This window comes from Erythrobacter aureus, assembly GCF_003355455.1.
GTDB lineage: Bacteria > Pseudomonadota > Alphaproteobacteria > Sphingomonadales > Sphingomonadaceae > Qipengyuania > Qipengyuania aurea.
Genome location: NZ_CP031357.1, coordinates 764,478 through 782,897, shown reverse-complemented (window position 1 = coordinate 782,897; position 18,420 = coordinate 764,478). Strand labels below are relative to the sequence as shown.

14 protein-coding genes are annotated in these 18,420 nt (G+C 63.1%); 7 read left to right on the top strand and 7 right to left on the bottom strand.

Translation table 11 applies throughout. The features are described 5' to 3' along the window. Positions 1 to 32: 32 nt before the first annotated feature. From DVR09_RS17075 to DVR09_RS03885, 4 genes are all read right to left on the bottom strand, one after another. The gene (locus DVR09_RS17075; RefSeq protein WP_162814837.1) at positions 33 to 410 is read right to left on the bottom strand and encodes a hypothetical protein; all 378 of its coding nucleotides are present in this window, start codon (positions 408 to 410) and stop codon (positions 33 to 35) included. Between the two features lie 95 nt (positions 411 to 505). Continuing rightward, entirely contained in the window at positions 506 to 1,438 is a 933-nt protein-coding gene (locus tag DVR09_RS03895; protein ID WP_115415771.1) for a 1-phosphofructokinase family hexose kinase, read from the bottom strand. A 190-nt stretch (positions 1,439 to 1,628) separates the two neighbouring features. Continuing rightward, positions 1,629 to 2,978, bottom strand: a complete 1,350-nt coding sequence (locus DVR09_RS03890; RefSeq protein WP_115415770.1) for a patatin-like phospholipase family protein — start codon at positions 2,976 to 2,978, stop codon at positions 1,629 to 1,631. A 53-nt stretch (positions 2,979 to 3,031) separates the two neighbouring features. After that, the gene (locus tag DVR09_RS03885; RefSeq protein WP_115415769.1) at positions 3,032 to 5,812 is read right to left on the bottom strand and encodes a phosphoenolpyruvate carboxylase; all 2,781 of its coding nucleotides are present in this window, start codon (positions 5,810 to 5,812) and stop codon (positions 3,032 to 3,034) included. Positions 5,813 to 6,067: 255 nt separating this feature from the next. Here DVR09_RS03885 and mtnP point away from each other — a divergent pair, with 255 nt between their 5' ends. From mtnP to DVR09_RS03850, 7 genes are all read left to right on the top strand, one after another. Continuing rightward, the gene (gene mtnP, locus DVR09_RS03880) at positions 6,068 to 6,940 is read left to right on the top strand and encodes an S-methyl-5'-thioadenosine phosphorylase (RefSeq protein WP_115415768.1); all 873 of its coding nucleotides are present in this window, start codon (positions 6,068 to 6,070) and stop codon (positions 6,938 to 6,940) included. After that, positions 6,937 to 8,424 (top strand): glycerol-3-phosphate dehydrogenase, encoded by a 1,488-nt coding sequence (gene glpD, locus DVR09_RS03875; RefSeq protein ID WP_115415767.1) that lies wholly within the window; start codon positions 6,937 to 6,939, stop codon positions 8,422 to 8,424. Before mtnP ends, glpD begins: the two co-directional genes overlap by 4 nt. Before the next feature lie 96 nt (positions 8,425 to 8,520). After that, the gene (gene putA, locus DVR09_RS03870) at positions 8,521 to 11,658 is read left to right on the top strand and encodes a bifunctional proline dehydrogenase/L-glutamate gamma-semialdehyde dehydrogenase PutA (RefSeq protein WP_115415766.1); all 3,138 of its coding nucleotides are present in this window, start codon (positions 8,521 to 8,523) and stop codon (positions 11,656 to 11,658) included. A gap of 89 nt (positions 11,659 to 11,747) precedes the next feature. Next, entirely contained in the window at positions 11,748 to 12,302 is a 555-nt protein-coding gene (gene dcd / locus DVR09_RS03865) for a dCTP deaminase (RefSeq protein ID WP_115415765.1), read from the top strand. Continuing rightward, the gene (locus DVR09_RS03860) at positions 12,299 to 13,084 is read left to right on the top strand and encodes an acyl-CoA thioesterase domain-containing protein (protein WP_115415764.1); all 786 of its coding nucleotides are present in this window, start codon (positions 12,299 to 12,301) and stop codon (positions 13,082 to 13,084) included. The genes dcd and DVR09_RS03860 overlap by 4 nt, the downstream gene beginning before the upstream one ends. A gap of 54 nt (positions 13,085 to 13,138) precedes the next feature. Continuing rightward, positions 13,139 to 14,314: a saccharopine dehydrogenase family protein gene (locus tag DVR09_RS03855; RefSeq protein ID WP_115415763.1), complete on the top strand. Its 1,176-nt coding sequence runs from the start codon at positions 13,139 to 13,141 to the stop codon at positions 14,312 to 14,314. Between the two features lie 52 nt (positions 14,315 to 14,366). Further along, entirely contained in the window at positions 14,367 to 14,825 is a 459-nt protein-coding gene (locus tag DVR09_RS03850; protein WP_115415762.1) for a DoxX family protein, read from the top strand. On the opposite strand, the gene DVR09_RS03845 is transcribed toward DVR09_RS03850, so the two are convergent. The 3 genes from DVR09_RS03845 to DVR09_RS03835 all read right to left on the bottom strand — a co-directional run bounded on the left by DVR09_RS03845 (position 14,822) and on the right by DVR09_RS03835 (position 18,420). Then, positions 14,822 to 17,032, bottom strand: coding sequence for a TonB-dependent receptor (locus tag DVR09_RS03845; RefSeq protein ID WP_115415761.1), 2,211 nt, complete (start codon positions 17,030 to 17,032; stop codon positions 14,822 to 14,824). The two genes, DVR09_RS03850 and DVR09_RS03845, sit on opposite strands and share 4 nt — an antisense overlap. Positions 17,033 to 17,328: 296 nt before the next feature. After that, positions 17,329 to 17,727 (bottom strand): hypothetical protein, encoded by a 399-nt coding sequence (locus DVR09_RS03840; protein ID WP_115415760.1) that lies wholly within the window; start codon positions 17,725 to 17,727, stop codon positions 17,329 to 17,331. Between the two features lie 192 nt (positions 17,728 to 17,919). After that, positions 17,920 to 18,420, bottom strand: a complete 501-nt coding sequence (locus DVR09_RS03835; RefSeq protein ID WP_234041548.1) for a YybH family protein — start codon at positions 18,418 to 18,420, stop codon at positions 17,920 to 17,922.

The following is an 18,420-nucleotide window of genomic DNA, read 5'->3' as shown; positions in this document are numbered from 1 at the left end:
AAGCACTGCAGCACGCAGTGCGATGACGGTCGTCAGGCGCGAGGAGGACGCCTCAGTCGATCGCTGACACTCGACACCAGGACCATCGGCGGAGCTGAGACAAGAAGGACAGGCTCATGCATAACCGAAGTCTTCTGAACAGGAGCAGCGAAGCTTGCCCCGTGATGGCAGTGGCCATGATTGCATACGCCATGCTGCTCTGTCGGAGCGGAGTCACCGCCTGGCTCTTCATCAGCAATGGAGGCCGAAGCAACCGTATCGCCATTGCCGTCAATCAGAACAGCAGAAGCTTCCGGCATCACTTCGGCCCCGCAGGCCGCAGCATCCGCCGCAGTCACAAAAACCATCGCGACCAGCATCAGCAGGACGATGAACGGTTTCAGGACAAGGCGACGGTAGCTCGTGGTCATGGGCTGGCAGCCCTCTAGCAAATGAAGGTTGTCATGAGAAGGGTCGAAAAGCACTTAAATGGCGCGGACTTGTTATATTATAACAAGTCCGCGCCTCAACTATCCGCGATTGAGCGCTCGAACAGTCGTTGAACATCTTCTATCCGGCATAGATCGGTGCCCGGGGTGAGCACAGCGGCAGCACCAGCTGCAAGCCCGAAGCGAAAGGCAATACCGGGTTCCTTGCCGGCCGCGAGCGCATGAACCATCGCAGCCAAAAAGCTGTCACCTGCCCCCACCGCGCTTTTCGTCTCGACCGTTATGGCCGGCAGACGCAGCACACCCTCGCGGCTCGCCAGCAGCGCCCCTCTTTCAGCCATGGTGATTGCCAGATAATCGACCTTTTTGGTGCGGACCAATTCGGTCGCGGCCTCGGCAATCGCTGTATCGTCCGGCAAATCATGACCGATCAGGGCACGAAACTCTCCGAGGCTCGGCTTGGCGAGGTGAACCCCACCGCCTTCGATCCCGGCCGCAAGCGCTTCTCCCGACGTATCGAGAACGAAACGTACATCGTTCTTGGCCGCGATCGCCGCGACCCTTGCGTAGAAATCGGACGGTACGCCGCGCGGCAGCGAACCGCTGGCTACCAGAAAATCATGGCGCGAGCGCTGCAGTATCGAGAGGCACTCGGTCCATTCCTCTTCCGTCACCTCGGGTCCGCCCGGGACGAAGCGGAATTCCTGGCCCGTATTGCACTCGTGGACCGCGGTGCTGACCCGGGTCGCCCCCGCGATTCTGATTGGCGAGCGCACAAGCTGGTGCAGGTCCAGCAGGCCGTCGAATGCGACGCCGGTTGCGCCGCCGGACAAATAGTAACAACGCGCATTCCCCCCCAGGCGGACAAAGACGCGGGCAACATTGATCCCGCCCCCGCCAGGATCGTAGCGTTCGTTTTGCGTGCGCATCTTGCGCATGGGAATGACCTGCTCGACCTCGCACGCAACGTCGATCGTCGGGTTCAGCGTCAGTGTGCCGATGTCCATCATGCGCCCATCTCCTGCTCTGGGCCGCCTTTACTACGTATCCGTTCGGCTGACGCCACATGGTTTTTGACCGCGACGAAACTATCCGGAGTGACGGAGATCGAATCGATACCGCATTCTACCCAGGGACAGCGACCGATAATGAAAGCCTGACCCGGGCCGCACAGCGGGATCGCCGCTTTTGCGACGCTTCTTAAACCCCGTCGATCTTGCTCAGCGGCCACCATGGACCCTCGGGCCGTTCTGCCTTGTGGCGGCCGAGATCGCGCAGGCGGGCCATGAAGGCGGGTTTGAACATCTCGTCCTTCTTGAAGTTCTCGCCCACATCGCTGGGGAAGGTATCGTAGCGATCCGCACTGGTCAGCATGATACGGCCATAGGGATTGTTGAGCCTGAGCGCTGCGATCGCTCCGATTTCGCTTTCATTGACGAGCAGATCGTAACCGCGCTGGCCGTTTCTGAGCGGACCCGATTTGGTGTTGAGCGTCGCGTCGGGCTTGCGCGCCGTGGGGCCGTTGCGCACCACATAGACGCTCGGTGCCGTCGCTTCGTAATCCTTTACGAAAGCGTCTTGCGTGACGCCGTCGGCAACCTTTGCCAGCGCGTGACCCTTCATCTGCTCGCGCACTTCGGCGTCGACGGCAGCCATGGCGCGGTCGAAGAATACCGAACGGCGGACCCCGCCATCGTAAAGCGCGAGCGCTTTTCCGTTGCTGCCGGCGATACGCAATTGCTGGTGGAATACCGGCATGGCCGAAGATGCCATTGCCGCCGCCGCCAGAGCCTCTGCCGCTGCCGCGGCATTGGGCGCGGCATTCACCAGCTCCTTGATATCGGCATAGCGGAACACCCCGCGTTCCGCTTCGACGAAACCGGCGAAACCTTCGATGCTCGATTCCCCGATCGCTTCGATCAGTCGCGTATCGCCGCCTGGCATGAGCGCCTCGACGATCCGCTTGCGCAAAGGCGCAGTGCCCGCGGCCGAACCGTAAACCGGGACGCCGATCATCTTGGTATGCTTGACGACCTCGCTCTCGCGTTTCGGCGAATAGCCCCATACCAGCCGATCGAGCGCAAAGCGGCGCATTTCGGGCGTCTGCTTTGGGTCGAGCGCCACCATCAGCATCAAGGTCTGAAGCGACCCGGTCGAAATGCCCGTGATGACCCCGACATCGTTCAACGCCAGTTCGTTGGCGCTGTTGCGGCTGAGTGTGTCGAACAGACCGGCACCATAGGCGCCCCATTGACCGCCCCCCGACAGCAGCAGCACGTTGCAATCCGGCCGACCCGCCTGGTTATGCGATTGCACCGCATCGCGGATCGAGCAGGACAGGCGGTCATCCAGGCGGCATTCCTGCGCATGCGGAACATCGGCCTGAACATCGCGAACGAAGGGGCCGACATCGCCATCGACGACATGCGTGTAGAAGTCCTCGATCGCGAAGGTCAGCGGGCCGCGACGAAACAGCCGGAAGGCCAGATAACCAAACACGCCGAGCGCCAGCAGCGTGGCGCCTACGCCAAGCAGAAAGTTTCCCATCATTACTTCCCCCCATCGGACGGGAAGACAATGCGCCGGTTTCACTCCGATATCAATCAGCCGTGCGCACCGAATTCATTGGCAATCGCGGTCGATATCCGCAGACACAGCGCGTAGGCTTGCTCGATAGGGTCGATATAATTCTTGCGGATCGCGGCATATCCTTCGCCTTCGCCGCGCGGATATTCGCCCGGCTCGTCGAGCCTGAAATCGTCCTTGCGGGGGAAGCTGGTGGGAAAGGCACGGCGAAGCTGCGCCAGGGCCTCGTCGATACGCAGGGTGAACACCATTTCGAGCACATCGGTGCGGCTGATGTCGTTGGCGCGGCTGAATGCAGGTACCGAAACCACCTTGAGAAACATGTGCTGAAGCAGCGCCAGTCGCACGGCCTGCAATACGCCGATCGCGCGGCGGACGCTTTCGCGTTCAGGATGCGGATCGTCGTCCGGCACGAGATCGAACAGCCGGTGGAGCTTGAGCGCATCGACACGCAACCGCGAAGCAAGGCGCCGGAAGACCCCGTTGCGATCGTCTTTGATAAGATATTCGGCCAGAGCCTCGCAGGCCTGCGCCAGATGCGGCTCGGTCCCGCGATAGGGGCGGCTCGCCCAATAGGCGGAGTTGAACAGTTCGCCGAAAGCGGCAACGGTCTTGATGCTCGCAAGCGCGTTGGAAGCGCGCACCAAACGCATGATCTGGCGACCGCGCGGGCTTTCCGAAAGCAATGCGCCCACCTCCTCGATATTGCTTTCCGCCGCGCTGCCCACCCCGGCGATGATGTTCACGGGATAGCCCAATTGTTGCAGGATCGCATTATGCGGTATCGCCCGTATCTGCCGCAGGCTCATCTCGCGATCGGCATTGAGGTCGCTCTGTCGGCGCGACCTGCGACTGCCTGTCTCGTTCAGCAGGCCGAGGCCGAAGGCCGTGATCGCGCGGCTATAGGTGCGGCTTTCGAGATGTTCGCGCTGATGATCCTTGATCGCGCGGTAGAAATCGAGGCTGAGATCGGTCCGGCGATAGAAAGGATCGGTGGGCACGTCGGAATCGGTGTGCGCGGGGCTGTGCGCCACGATTTGCGTCAGCGTGGCCAGCGCCATGTCGGGCGTCGCAAACAGCAGATACCCATCCCCGCCCTGGAAACTCGCTTCGGGTTCGAGCGCGATTCCAGCCCGCGCGAACCGCCGTTGCGCCCACGGGCTGAGCGCCCATTCGATACGATCTTCGAAGCTGGAAGGATGCGCGCCCCGCCCCATTCCCTCGCCATGCGTGTCGAAGATCAGCGCTGTGATATCGCTCAGGCCGTTGGCGTCCATCGCCTCAGCCAGACGGCCCTGCAGGCGCTCGATCGCCAGGCTGGCGGGTATCTGCCCCACGAACCGGCCTGCATCGGAAAACCCCGTCTGAATCGCGACACGGCCACGCGTTCGCGCATAGGCGCGGTAATCTGGCTCTGCGAGCAGGAGGTCCAAGAACCGTCCGCCATGTTCGAGCGCGGTTTCCGTTTCGAACAGCGGCGACACATCGACCTTGTCGGCTATCCCGAACAATCTGGCGAAATAGAGCGCGGCAAGCACGGTCGAGGGTTGTTCGCACTCTGCCACCAGCATGCGGATCGGCGCATCGGCATCGATATGTTTGAGAATCTGCGCCATTGCGAGAAACTGGCGGGTCGCGGTCGAGCTTTCGACGGCGAGGCTGGCGAAGTTGGCGCTTTGCGGCTCGACATTTGCAAGGAGTTCGCGCAGCGCCGCAATGGCGCCGCGGCTCGACAGATCGATATCCGCCGCGTCCCCGAGGCGAGTCCGGATGGCATTGTGGAGTTGCTTCGCGTTCACGCGGAAGTGAATCCAGCCCATGCCCAGCCCATCCGCGCGCATAGCAGCGACAAGCGTGCGCAGGGCAATGGCCCGCTCGGCATCGCCAGCGGCTGCATCGCTCTCCAGTTGCTCGATCAGGGGGGTGAGCGAAAGGAGCTTGTCGGGACCATCCCTCGTCAACCGGTTCGCCGCTGCCGAAAGGGCTTCGGGATCCGAAAGATCACCGGCAAATTCCGCCGCGCTGGTTTCGGCACGGTCGGATGCGGCGCGCAGGGTCGCGACAAAATCGTGAGCGGCATCGATTTCCGCCAGTCTATCGGCATACCGGCCCAACCGCTGGGCCTTCTCGGCCAGACGGAAGGCAATGGACGTGTACCATTTGATATCGGTGCGGCCATCCATGTCGTAGCCGACCCAGGTGGCGAAGCGGAACGGCAGCGGCTGGAGTTCGGACCAGCGATCCGGAAAGGCCCGCCGAGCTTCCCGCAAAACCCCGCTCACCATGCGGTCGCGCGCATCCTGCGCATTGGCGAGCGCCGCCATCGCGCGATCATGCTCATATCGCAGCGTGATCTCCGGCTCCTCCGGAGCTTCGCGAAGCCGGGGCTCGCCGCCCGACAAGACAGCCTCCGCGACCGCTTCGCTCCGGTGGGGCGACAGGAGGAAGGTCGGATGGGCGGTGAAGACCGCGTGCATATGGGGCCGTTCCCACATCGCACAAAACGTCTCGAAGTCGTCATTTGCGACGCTCAGGGCCGCGAGTCTCTGGACCGCATCCTGCGGCTCGATCAGTTGGCGCAATCGTGCGGCCCGCGCGCCGAGCGACTGGGTTTCCAATTCGTCGACCAGCCCGGCCAGCGCTTCGATGCTGAGCTCACCCCCTTCCAGCTTGCGCGAAATGTCGAGCGAGAGCTGGAAAACGGGATTGAAGAGCGGGGTTTCGCGCGTTTGTCGGTGGAGGATGCGCAAGCGTTCGCTCAAGCTTGCCAATGTCGGTTCGATCGTCGTTTCGGCCATCGTTCTTCTCTATGCACCGGGAAGGGAATGCGTTCCGCGGCAATGCGGCGGCGCTGTCAAGCAATGCCCGCAGCAGGGCCAATGAATACGGATGCGAAAGGGATATTGGCTTACGTTTCGCCCTCATTTGGACGGACGGTCTCTTTTATGCTCCCCGATGAGCGCTGATATCGTCGCGCGGTAAATTTCTGGACAGAGTGCACGCCAACCGCCACCCGTGATTTTCTGGACAAGCGCTTTCGGCAAGGGGATTTCATGAGCGAGTGGACCATCGGCATAATCGGGGGGTCGGGGCTCTATGCCATCGACGCACTCGAGGAGGCCCAGTGGATTCCGGTACAATCGCCCTGGGGCGAGCCTTCCGATGAAATATTGTGCGGCAGGATCGGTCATGTCAGGGTGCGCTTCCTTCCACGCCACGGCCGCGGCCACCGGATCGCGCCCTCCACCATCAATGCGCGCGCCAATATCGACGCGCTCAAGCGCGCGGGCTGTACCGATATTCTCGCCATCAGCGCGGTCGGATCCCTATCCGAAGAACTGGCGCCCGGCCGCTTCGTCGCCGTCGATCAATTCATCGACAACACCAAGGGCCGTGCGTCGAGCTTTTTCGGCGATGGCTTCGTGGCGCATGTGTCCATGGCCGATCCGGTTTGCCAGCGCCTGTCGAAACATGCGGCCAGATCGGTGGCCATGGCGGGGGGCGAATGCGCCGAGGGCGCTACCTATCTCGCGATGGAGGGGCCGCAATTCTCGACTCGCGCCGAAAGCAGGCTGTATCGCCATTGGGGCGCCGAGCTGATCGGCATGACCGGCATGCCCGAAGCCAAGCTCGCGCGGGAGGCAGAGCTGCCCTACGCCCTGCTCGCCATGGTCACCGATTGGGACTGCTGGCGCGAGGAAACCGAAGCGGTCGACTTGGCGCAGGTGGTCGAGCAGATGCAGCGCAATGCGAAACTGGCGCGCGAGGTCATCGAAACCTTCTGCAAGAACCTGCCGAAAAAGCGCACGCCTTCTCCTATCGACCAAGCGCTGAGCGACGCGGTGATCACGGCGCCGGACCGGCATGATAAAGCCCTGCTGGCCAAGCTCGACGCGGTGGCAGGACGGCTGCTCAAGTCCGGATGAGCGCGATTTACGACCTTTTAGTCATCGGCGGCGGCATCAACGGCGCGGGGATAGCGCGCGATGCCGCCGGGCGCGGCATGAGGGTGCTGCTGGTCGAGAAGGACGACCTTGCTTCGCACACCTCCTCGGCCAGTACCAAGCTTGTGCATGGCGGTTTGCGCTATCTGGAACACTATGAATTCCGCTTGGTCGCGGAAAGCCTGCGCGAGCGCGAGGTGCTGCTCCGCAATGCGCCGCACATCATCTGGCCGCTACGCTTCGTCATGCCGCACGAACCGACGATGCGGCCGAAATGGATGCTACGACTCGGACTTGTGCTCTACGATCGCATCGGTGGGAAGATGAGCTTGCCGCGTAGCAAGCGCGTGGACCTGCGCATCGCGCCGCATCGCGGCGTGCTGCAGGACCGGCTTGCGGCGGGGTTCGAATATTCGGACTGCTGGGTCGAGGACGCCCGCCTGGTGGTACTGAGCGCCAAGGACGCGGAAGAACGCGGAGCAGAGGTCCTGGTGCGCACCGAATGCACCGATCTCGAGCGCTCCGCCGAAAGCTGGAGCGCCGCTCTGCGCGACAAGGAGGGCGAACGGAAGGTCTCCGCGCGCGCGGTCATCAATGCCGCCGGTCCCTTCGTCGACCGGGTGGCGAAGGTCGCGCTTGGCCAAGGCACCCCCGCCCACCTCCGATTGGTCAAGGGCAGCCATATCATCGTCTCGCGCCGATTTCCCGGCGAGCACGCCTATATTTTCCAGCAGCCCGATGGCCGCATCGTCTTCGCGATCCCTTACGAGCGCGATTTCACGCTGATCGGCACCACCGATCTGCTGCATGAAGGCAACCTCGATGCGGTGCGCATTTCGGATGAGGAAACGCGGTATCTATGCGATGCGGCCTCGCGCTATTTCGCCAGCGCGATAACCGTGGAGGAGATCGCCTCGACCTATGCTGGCGTGCGCCCGCTCTACGAAGACAATGCCGCGAGCAATTCGACCGTGACCCGCGACTATGTCTTCGAACTGGAAGCAGAGGGCGGCGCACCGATCCTGTCGGTCTATGGCGGCAAGATCACCACCTACCGCAAACTTGCCGAACATGCGCTCGACAGGCTGGGCAAAGTGCTCGCCCTACCTGGCAAGCCATGGACCGCGCATGCGCCCCTGCCCGGCGGAGACATGCCCGATGGCGATTTCGCCGCCTTCCTCTGGCGCGCGAGCGAACGCTATTCCTGGGTTCCGCCGGAGATGCTGCTGCGTCTCGCGCGTGCCTATGGCACACGGATGGACAGGGTGCTCGGCACAGCGACATCGCTCGACGATTTGGGGCAGGATTTCGGCGGAACGCTGTTCGAAGCCGAGCTGCGCTATCTCGTCGACCAGGAATTTGCGCGCACCGCCGAAGACGCTCTCTGGCGGCGCAGCAAACTCGGCCTCCATCTGCCCACCCAAGCGCGGCAGGCAGTCGCCGAATGGTTCGCCGCCAGGGCGTAACGCGACGTTACGGAACCAAGGGCTTTCACAAAGCTTGAAAGCAAGGCGCCGCGGGTCCAAGTGGCGCGAAATAACCCTCTAGTCATTCGGAGTCGTATGGCCCTGCACGATCCTGTTCGCCTGCCCGCAATTTCCCGCCAAACCGTTCGCGAAGCCTATCGCGCGGAGGAGAATACCTGCGTGGCCGAGCGCCTGGCGCAAGCAGCAGGCGCAAGTGCGAAACACGAGGACGCGACCCGCATTGCGGTCCACCTGATCGAAGAAGCACGTAAGCGCAAAGCCAGCGGAATCGATGCTTTCCTTCAGCAATACGGCCTCGCGACAGAGGAAGGCGTCGCGCTGATGTGCCTCGCCGAGGCTCTGCTGCGCGTGCCCGATGCCGCAACCGCCGATGCGCTGATCCGCGACAAGATCGGCGATATCGACTGGGCCGAGCATATGGGCGAAAGCTCATCCACTTTCGTCAACGCGGCAACATTCTCGCTGATGCTGACGGGGGAGGTGCTCGAACGCCCCGAAGAAGCCCAGAAAGGGATGCGCCGAACACTTAAGAACGCAGTCACACGACTTGGCGAGCCGGTCATCCGAAAGGCCACCTTGCAGGCTATGCGCATTCTGGGCGGGCAATTCGTCTATGGTCGCACGATCGAAGAATCGCTGAAACGCGCCAAGCCCGAGCGTGCCCGTGGTCTGACGCACAGCTTCGACATGCTCGGCGAGGGTGCGATGACCTATGCCGATGCCGAGCGCTACCGGACGAGCTATGAACTGGCGATCGAGCGCTTGGCGCGTGAGTCGACAGGCGATATGCGCACCTCGCCGGGCATCTCCGTCAAACTGTCGGCACTGCATCCGAAATACTCGTTCCTGCACGCCGATCTCGCTATCGCCGACCTGTTGCCGATCGTTCGCGATCTCGCAGCTAAGGCACGCGATGCGAATATTCACTTCACGATCGATGCCGAAGAGGCGGATCGGCTCGAGCTGTCGATGGACTTGATCGAAGCGCTGGCACGCGACGATACCTTGTTCACGCGCCCCGATGGCAGCCGCTGGGAAGGCTTCGGCTTGGCTATCCAGGCCTATCAGAAACGCGGCGTTCCGATGGTCGACTGGACCGCCCGGCTCGCGCGCAAATATGATCGCAGGTTCTTCGTGCGGCTGGTGAAAGGCGCCTACTGGGACACCGAAATCAAGCTCAGCCATGTCGGCGGCTTCACCGACTTTCCGGTTTTCACCCGCAAGCTTGCAACCGATGTCAGCTATCTCGCCTGCGCGGAGAAGATGCTTGCCGCAGACGATGCGATTTACCCCGCCTTCGCCACGCATAACGCCTATACGATCGGTGCGATCAAGGCGCTGGCTGGTTCCAAACCGCTGGAATTCCAACGGCTGCACGGAATGGGCGAGGACATTTACGGCGCGCTGGCGCAGATGGAAGGCAATGCCCGTACCAATGTACGCATCTATGCGCCCACCGGTACACACAAGGATCTGCTCGCCTATCTGGTGCGCCGATTGCTCGAAAACGGTGCCAACAGCTCCTTCGTCAACCGCATGGCCGACGCCGAAGTGCCCGCCACCGAGCTGGCGACCGATCCCGTAGCCGAACTCGCCACGCTCGAACCCTATCGCAACCCGGCCATTCCGCTGCCCGCCCAAATCTTTCCCGACCGCCGCAATTCAGCCGGCATCGACCTCTCCGATCCCTTGGTGCTCGAACCGCTTCAAGAACGTCTTGCCGTGCTCGAAAGCAAGCACTGGGAAGCCGAGCCGACGTTCATGTCGGGGGCGGAAAGCGAACGCGCACCGATAACCAAACCGCACGATCTGACAGCCGAGGTCGGTACGCGACGCGACACGCTCGATTTCGAGGTCGAGGAGGCCATCACTCGCGCCGAAGCGATCCAGCCCGGCTGGGACCGGCTCGGCGGCGAAAAGCGCGCGCTGCTGCTGGAAGCGGCAGCCGACCTGTTCGAAGAGCACACCGACGAGTTCCTCAGCCTGTGCCAGCGCGAAGCCGGCAAGACGCTGATGGACGGCGTGCTCGAACTGCGCGAAGCTGTGGATTTCCTCCGTTTCTATGCCAATGAGGCGCGCCGCCTGTTCACCGGGCCCATGCCGCTGCCCGGCCCGACGGGCGAGGAAAACCGCCTGAGCCTTCACGGACGCGGCGTGTTCGCCTGCATCAGCCCGTGGAACTTTCCACTCGCGATTTTCATAGGCACGCCTGCCGCCGCGCTTGCCGCAGGCAATACGGTGGTCGCCAAGCCCGCCGAACAAACCCCGCTGATCGCGGCGCTGGCGGTGCGCCTGTGCCACCAGGCTGGAATTCCCGAAGAGGCATTCCAGCTCTTGCCGGGAGCCGGCGATGTGGGTGAAATGATCACCTCGGACCCGCGCATTGCGGGTGTTGCCTTTACCGGTTCGACCCAGACCGCACAGGCGATTAACCGCACCCTCGCTGCGCGCGAAGGGCCGATCGCTACCCTGATCGCAGAGACGGGCGGGCAGAATGCAATGATCGTCGATTCCACTGCACTGCCCGAGCAGGTGACGCGCGACGTGGTGGCATCCGCGTTTCAGAGCGCGGGCCAGCGCTGTTCGGCGCTGCGCGTCCTCTACCTTCAGGACGACGTTTACGAAGAGATGCTGCGGATGATCCACGGCGGGTTCGAGGCTCTGACCATCGGCAATCCAGAGGAGCTTTCGACCGATGTCGGCCCAGTGATCGATCCCGATGCCAAGGCCGCGCTCGAACGCCATGTTGCGCGTCGCAAGAAGGGGGGGCGCCCGGTTTGGCGCCGCAAGCTCCATCGCGGAGCCGGTGCCGGATGCTTCGTCGCGCCGACGATCATCGAGATGGATTCGATTCTCGACCTGAAGCGTGAGAACTTTGGGCCCGTGCTCCATGTGGTCCGGTGGAAGGCTACCGATCTCGAGCAGGTCGTCGCCGACATCAACGCGACCGGATACGGCCTTACCCTGGGCCTCCACAGCCGCAATGACGACGTGCGCGCCTTCGTCGAGGCCCGCGCCAAGGTCGGCAATTTCTATGTCAACCGCAACCAGATCGGTGCGGTGGTCGAAAGCCAGCCCTTCGGCGGCGAGGGCCTTTCCGGCACCGGTCCCAAGGCCGGCGGCCCGCACTATGTCCAGCGCTTCGCCACAGAACGCGTGGTGTGCATCGACACGACAGCTGCCGGGGGCAACGCGACGCTGCTAGCGAGCTGACCGGCCGCCACCCGCCGCGATGGCGCCAAAGAGGGGATATTCCGCGTCTCCCGCTTGCCCCCGCCAGCCCAATCGGGAATGCCTCTCACATGGCGATTCTTTCCGACAAGTGGATCCGCGACAAGGCGCAGAACGAAGGCATGATCGAGCCCTTCGTCGAGGCGCAGCGGCGCGAGGGTGTTATCAGCTACGGGCTGTCGAGCTATGGCTATGACGCACGCGTGGCGCCGGAATTCAAGATCTTCACCAATGTCGACAGCGCGGTGGTCGATCCCAAGGATTTTGCCAGCAACAGCTTCGTCGATCGCGAGACCGACATCTGCGTGATCCCGCCCAACAGTTTCGCGCTTGCCCGCACGGTCGAATATTTCCGCGTGCCCGAGGATGTGCTGGTCATCTGCCTCGGCAAGAGCACCTATGCGCGCTGCGGGATCATCGTGAACGTCACGCCGCTGGAGCCGGGCTGGGAAGGCCACGTCACCCTCGAATTTTCGAACACCACGCCGCTGCCGGCCAAGATCTACGCCAACGAGGGCGCGTGCCAGTTCCTCTTCCTCCAGGGCAACGAGCGCTGCGAGACCAGCTACAAGGACCGTGCGGGCAAGTACATGGGCCAGCGCGGGGTCACGCTGCCAAGGCTGTGAGCATAGCGCGCTTCCCCTTCTGGCGATGCGCACCCGAAGGCGGCGAAGGCCGCTATGTCTTTCCCGTGACCCGGCCGGCGACGGTGGGCCCGCCCGAGCATCCGCATGTGATGGGCGGGGCCGCACTGGCCGCGACCATCGATGCGCTCGAACAGGACAGCGGGCAGCCGATCCTCTGGGCCAATACGCAGTTCCTCTCGCCGACGCAGGGCGTGGAGGAGCTGATTATCCAGTGCGAGCCGGTCGGTGGAGGCAGAAGCGTCTCGCAATGGGCGGCGATCGCCTTTGCCGGGGAGCGGCCCGTCCACCGGGTCAATGCAGCGCTCGGCGCGAGACCGGGTGACAGCGATACGCAGTTTGCGCAAATGCCGGATGTCCCGGGCCCTGCCGATGGCGAGGCGAAACCCTCCGATCCCAATGGCTATGATGACAACCTCGTCGGGCAGCTAGAGAGGCGAACAGCGCTGGAAGACAATGTACGCGGCTATGAGGCGGTGTGGTCACGCTCGGCGGCGGGTTTCGCCAATGACGCCGGGTGGCTGGCCATGGTGAGCGACTTCTTCCTGGGCGCGCATCCGCGTACACGCGGCGGGTCGAGCCTCGATGCAACCTTCCGCTTTATCCGGGCTGCCGAACCGGGCTGGATCCTGAGCGTGACGGAATTTGCCGCATTCGACCGGGGGGTGGTACACGGCAGCGCACGCCATTTCGCAGAAGACGGCACCCTGCTCGCGATTTCGAGCCAGACAGGCGTCCTGCCCCACCGACCCTTCACGCGGTAACGGCTTTGACTCTCCCCGCGCCCGCGCGCACACAGGCGGGCAAAGGAGAGACACATGGCTAACCGCGAATTCGACATCATCGTCTATGGCGCCACCGGCTACACCGGGCGCCTCGTCGCCGAACATTTCGTGCGCGAATACGGAAACGCCGCCAATGGCCCCAAATGGGCGATGGCCGGGCGCAGCATGGACAAGCTGGAAGCCGTACGCGACGAGATCGGCGCGCCCAAATCGACCCCGCTGGTGATTGCCGATGCCGACGATCCCGCGAGCCTGGAAGCCATGTGCAGCCGCACCAAGGTCGTGCTCACCACGGTCGGCCCTTACCAGCTCTATGGCGACAAGCTCGTGGCGGCCTGCGTGAAGACCGGCACCGACTATGCCGATTTGTGCGGCGAACCCGCCTGGATGCGCGAGCAGATCGACCTGCACCACGGCGCGGCGAAGGCATCGGGCGCGCGGATCACCTTCTCGTCCGGCTTCGATTCGATCCCCTTCGACCTCGGCGTACTGATGCTGCAGAAGGAAGCGGTGGCACGCCACGGCTCGCCCGCGCCGCGCGTCAAGGGCCGGGTGCGCGCCATGCAGGGCACCTTCTCGGGCGGCACTGCGGCCAGCCTGACCGCGACAATGAAGGCAGCGGCGAAGAACCCGGGCATTATCAAGGTCTTGAACGATCCCTTCGGCCTGACGCCGGGTTTCGAGGGTCCCGACCAGCCATCGGGCCTGATCCCCCGCTATGAGGACGAGTTGGGCAAGTGGTCCGCGCCCTTCATCATGGCGACGATCAACACCAAGAACGTCCACCGCACCAATTTCCTGCGCGGCCACCCCTATGGCAAGGATTTCCGCTATGACGAAATGATGCTCACCAGTCCGGGCGAAGCGGGCAAGGCAGCCGCCAATGCTGTGGTCGAAATGCTCAAAAACCCCTTCGGCGCCAAGCCGCCCAAGCCGGGCGAAGGACCGAGCAAGGAAGAGCGCGAGAACGGCTTCTATGATGTCCTGTTCGTCGGCGAATGGCCCGACGGCAAACGGCTTCATTACGGAGTAAAGGGCAAGTACGATCCGGGTTACGGTTCGACCAGCCGGATGCTGGCCGAAACCGGCATGGCGCTGCTCGACAGCGACGCCGAAGGCGGAGTCGGCACGCCCGGCTCGTTTCTCGGCGAAGCGCTGGTCGAGCGGTTGCGGGACCATGCGGAGCTGACCTTCGCGGTAGAGGAGTAGGAACCACCAAGCCGCAGCGGGTTTGAGAGAACATTATACGGGGAGAGAATCAATGGCAGCCATCACCGCGATAATCGGGCGCATCCTGCTCGGCGCACTGTTCGTCTTCGCCGGGTTCGGCAAGGTCATGGATACCGCCGGAACCGCCGCCTATATGGAAGCGGAATCGCCCTTTCCAGGCAGCCTTGCGCTCGCTGTGGGCGTATTCGAGATCTTGGCCGGGCTGGTGCTTGCCAGCGGCTTCATGGCGCGGATCGCCAGCCTCGCGTTGATCGTCTTCACAGCGCTCACCACGCTGTTCTTCCACGAACAGGTCACCGACCAGGTCCAGGCCGCGATGGCGCTGAAGAACCTGGCCATCATCGGCGGCCTGCTGATGGTCTTTGCTTATGGCCAGGTGCGCGGGCGGATCGACGTGGTCGACGAGCGCGCGAAGCGGCTCGACGCCGAAGTCCGCGCCGCGCATGCCGAAGGCAAGGCCGAAGGCGCCAGTGCGGCCAGCAGCGACTAGAAGCTGGCGCGCACGCTCGCGCTGATGTTGCGGCCCGCCAGCGGCACGAAATCCTTCGTAAAGCTGGTGTGGCGGCGGCCCGTCACGTCGAAGATATTGTCGGCCTTCACGATGAAGCTGACGTTCGGGTTGTCGCGCAGCGGCCGCCAGGTGATCGCCGCGTTCACGTGGGTGAAGCCTTCGGTCGCGGTTTCGAACGGCGCGACTTTGCGCTGATCGTCGAACCATTCGACCTCGCCGCGCAGGTCGAAATCCCCCGCCGACGCGGTCAGCGCGCCGGACAGGCTCAAGGGCGGAATGCGCGGCACCGAATTACCGTCGGAGAGCTTGGCGCGGACATATTCGCCGCGCAGTTCGGCACCGAGTGCGACATTGCCGTCATCGTAGAACTCGTAATCGATCTCGCCTTCGACGCCGGTGTAGGTGGCGTCCTGCTGGCGATAGGCGAAGACGGGCAGTTCATCTTCTTCCGTGCCGGTGGCGCTCAGGTAAATGAAGTCGTCGAACCAGTTCTTGTATGCCGCAAGGCTGAATTCCGCGCGCCCCACACGGCCGCGCGCGAAAATTTCCGCGCCCCATGCCCGTTCGGTGTCTAGGTTCGGATCGCCGATCTCGAAGGCCTGGGTGGCGATATGCGGACCGTTGGAGAACAGCTCTTCGCCAGAGGGAGCCCGGGCCACGCGTGACACGTTCACGCCCGCGCGGAAGGCCTGCGGCCCGTCATAGGCCAGCCCCAGCGCACCGGAGAAGGTATCGAAGCTGCGTTCGATGCCGAGCTGGGTCGAATCGACGTCGGTCGATTCGAAGCGGACGGAACCTTCTACCTGGACAGGCCCGTTGCCATATTCCTGCAGCGCGAAGAACGCGATCTGCTCGGTCCGGTTTGGCGCCACGAAGGCTTCTGCGCCGACCGCTTCGAAATCGCGGAAATAATATTGCGCACCCATCGAACCGCGCCAGCGTCCCTGCTGGTTCTGGACCAGTTCGAGCCGCCCTTCGATCCCCTCGACATCGAAGACCGTGCCGACCTCGTCACCCTCGAATTCGGTATGGGTGTAGTCGGAATAGCCCGCGCGCAGTCTCAACCGTTCAAAGAAACCCTCGCCCAGGAAGACGTCCCCACGCAAGTCCGCGCGATATTGGCGCAGGCCGATGCTGACGAGTTCCTCGCCCTCTTCCTCGCCATACTCCTCGTCGCCGTGATCGTCCTCGTCATGGCCCTCCTCTTCCTCGCCGTGATGGTGCCCCGCACCGGGACGACCAGGGATGCCATAGTCCGTGTCATAGACGCCAAAGGAGACGCCAAGGCTGCTATCGCCGCGAGCGAAAGCGAGGCCGGCATTGGCGGTCCAGGTCTCGGTCGCGCTGTTAGGCAGGATTCCGCGCTGCTCCGCCGCTTCGCGCAGTTCGGCAGCTTCCTCGACTTCGCCTTCCGCCTCTTCTTCGGCTGCCTCTTCGAGCAGCTCGGCACGCAGGAGCGGGGCGACCTGATAACCTGCAATCTCGAGATCGTTGGTTTTGCGCCATGACCCATCGATATGGGCCACGAAACCGCTATTCCCGAGAGGCACATCAATCGAGCCGCCGAATTCACGCAGGTCGCTGGCGGTATCGCCGCGCGCGACCAGATCGACATGGATCGGTTCGTCGGGAATGCGGCGCGGAATGCGCTTGTCGATCACATTGACCGCGCCGCCGATTGCCTGGCTGCCGAACAGCAGCACCGCAGGGCCGCGCAGCACCTCGATGCTTTCGGCGGTCAGCGGGTCGATCGACACGGCATGGTCGTCCGAAGTGTTCGACGCGTCGATCGCGCCGATCCCGTCGACCAGGACCTTGACGCGCTCTCCGGCAAACCCCCGCAGGATCGGGCGCGACGCCCCCGGCGCGAAGCCCGAGGCCGAAACACCGGGAAGACTGGCAAGAACTTCACCCAGTTGCCCGTCCATATTACGCTGGAGATCGGCCGCTTCGACCACGCTTGTGCCTGCCAGTAGATCGAACTGGCGCAGGCCCTGCGCGCTGACGATGATCTGCCCTTGATAGTCGATCCGGCGATCGTGCAGGTCTTCGGAAGGCGGTTCATCGGCTTCCGAAGATGTGGGATCCTCGCTTTCCTGCGCAGCTATCGGAGCGGCGGCAAGCACGGTCGCGAGTGCGAGTGTGGAGGCGAAAAGGCGGCGGGAGGTTTGTTTACGATACAACATATCCTCGCCAATAAACGGACTCCGGAATGACGCAACCGTTTTTGTCCTTCGTCTTCCGGCGGATCGACAAACCTACGTTTTTCGACGACGAAATGTGTGGCGGTGCATTGGCTCGGTTGCGACCTGTGCCGACAGGCAGGGGCGCGATTTCATGCGCCCCGTATGGCTACGGACGGCGAAGGACCGGAGCGCCCGCACTCGATGACGAAAACATCACCGAGGATACGCGTCGCTACCGATCCGCGACAATCCACGCTTGCATTCGGCGAAAAATCATCGTGCGCAGGCGGCGGCCCCTAGCCTTCCTGCGTATAATACAATTCCGCGACACTCGCATTCGGGAGCGTCTTACACGCCCATGGCGCGGCGGCCCCTTCAACCGTCAGGAAGTGGGTTGGACCGGTTTGGTCGACCTCCACACGCTCCACCGAGATAATCGATGTCGGCTGGTTCGCGATCCGTGCCAGTTCCTCAATGCAGTTTTCGGCTGCGATATCCGGCGCTTCGGCATCGCCCTCGGGATTGGTTTCCACCGGATTGGGGGCGAGGTCGGGGTTGTCTTCCTGCATGGCGGTGGCTTCGGGGGCCATCGCGACCTCGCTATCCGGAGATTCGCTTTCAGCCGAACCGCAGGCTGCCAGAAGGGTTGCAAAAAGGGCGGATGCGGCGCTGGCCGCGACGAGCTTGGTTCTCATGAATCAAAAACCTGTCGTATCGAAACCGGTTCCCATCACGGTCTTCAGAAAGGTCCAACGATCGACGATGTATTGCGGCCATCAACGCCGATCGCCACACCGTAGAATGTCCGAGGGGCTGACGCCGACAAGACGCTAGCAGGATAAAAACAGCTTGGCAGGCGGCACTGATGCGCCTGGCATACGACCCGATCAGGAAACGGGGCGCGAACTGCTGTGATAGCGCAGGATCTTCCATCCCGCCGCATCGTGCATCAGGACGGAGGTCGCGCTGCCGCGGCGTTCGATCACACGGCCGTCTGCCAGTTCGATACGGTAGCGATAGGTTTCCATACCCATCGCCATATGTTCACCCTGGCGGACGATATCGATCGTGGGTTCGATGAAGCGGAAGCTCTTTATAGCTTTCAGTTCCGGGCCGAGATGGTGTTCGAAATACTCGGCGAAGGTTCCTTCGGCCTTGCCGTTCTCGACGATGACTGCTTCGTCGGCAAAGAGCCGCGTCATGGCCGCGCCATCCAGCCCTTCAAGCGCCGAGCGGAAGGATATGAGGGCCTCTTCGGGGGTGGCTTGGCCGACGGCAGCCACTTCCGCCTGCTGCGGCGTATGCGCGGCATGACCGGAATGGTCCTGAGCCAGCGCGGGCGTGGCAGCTGTGGCCTGCGCCATCATGAGCATAGTGAGAATTCGCAT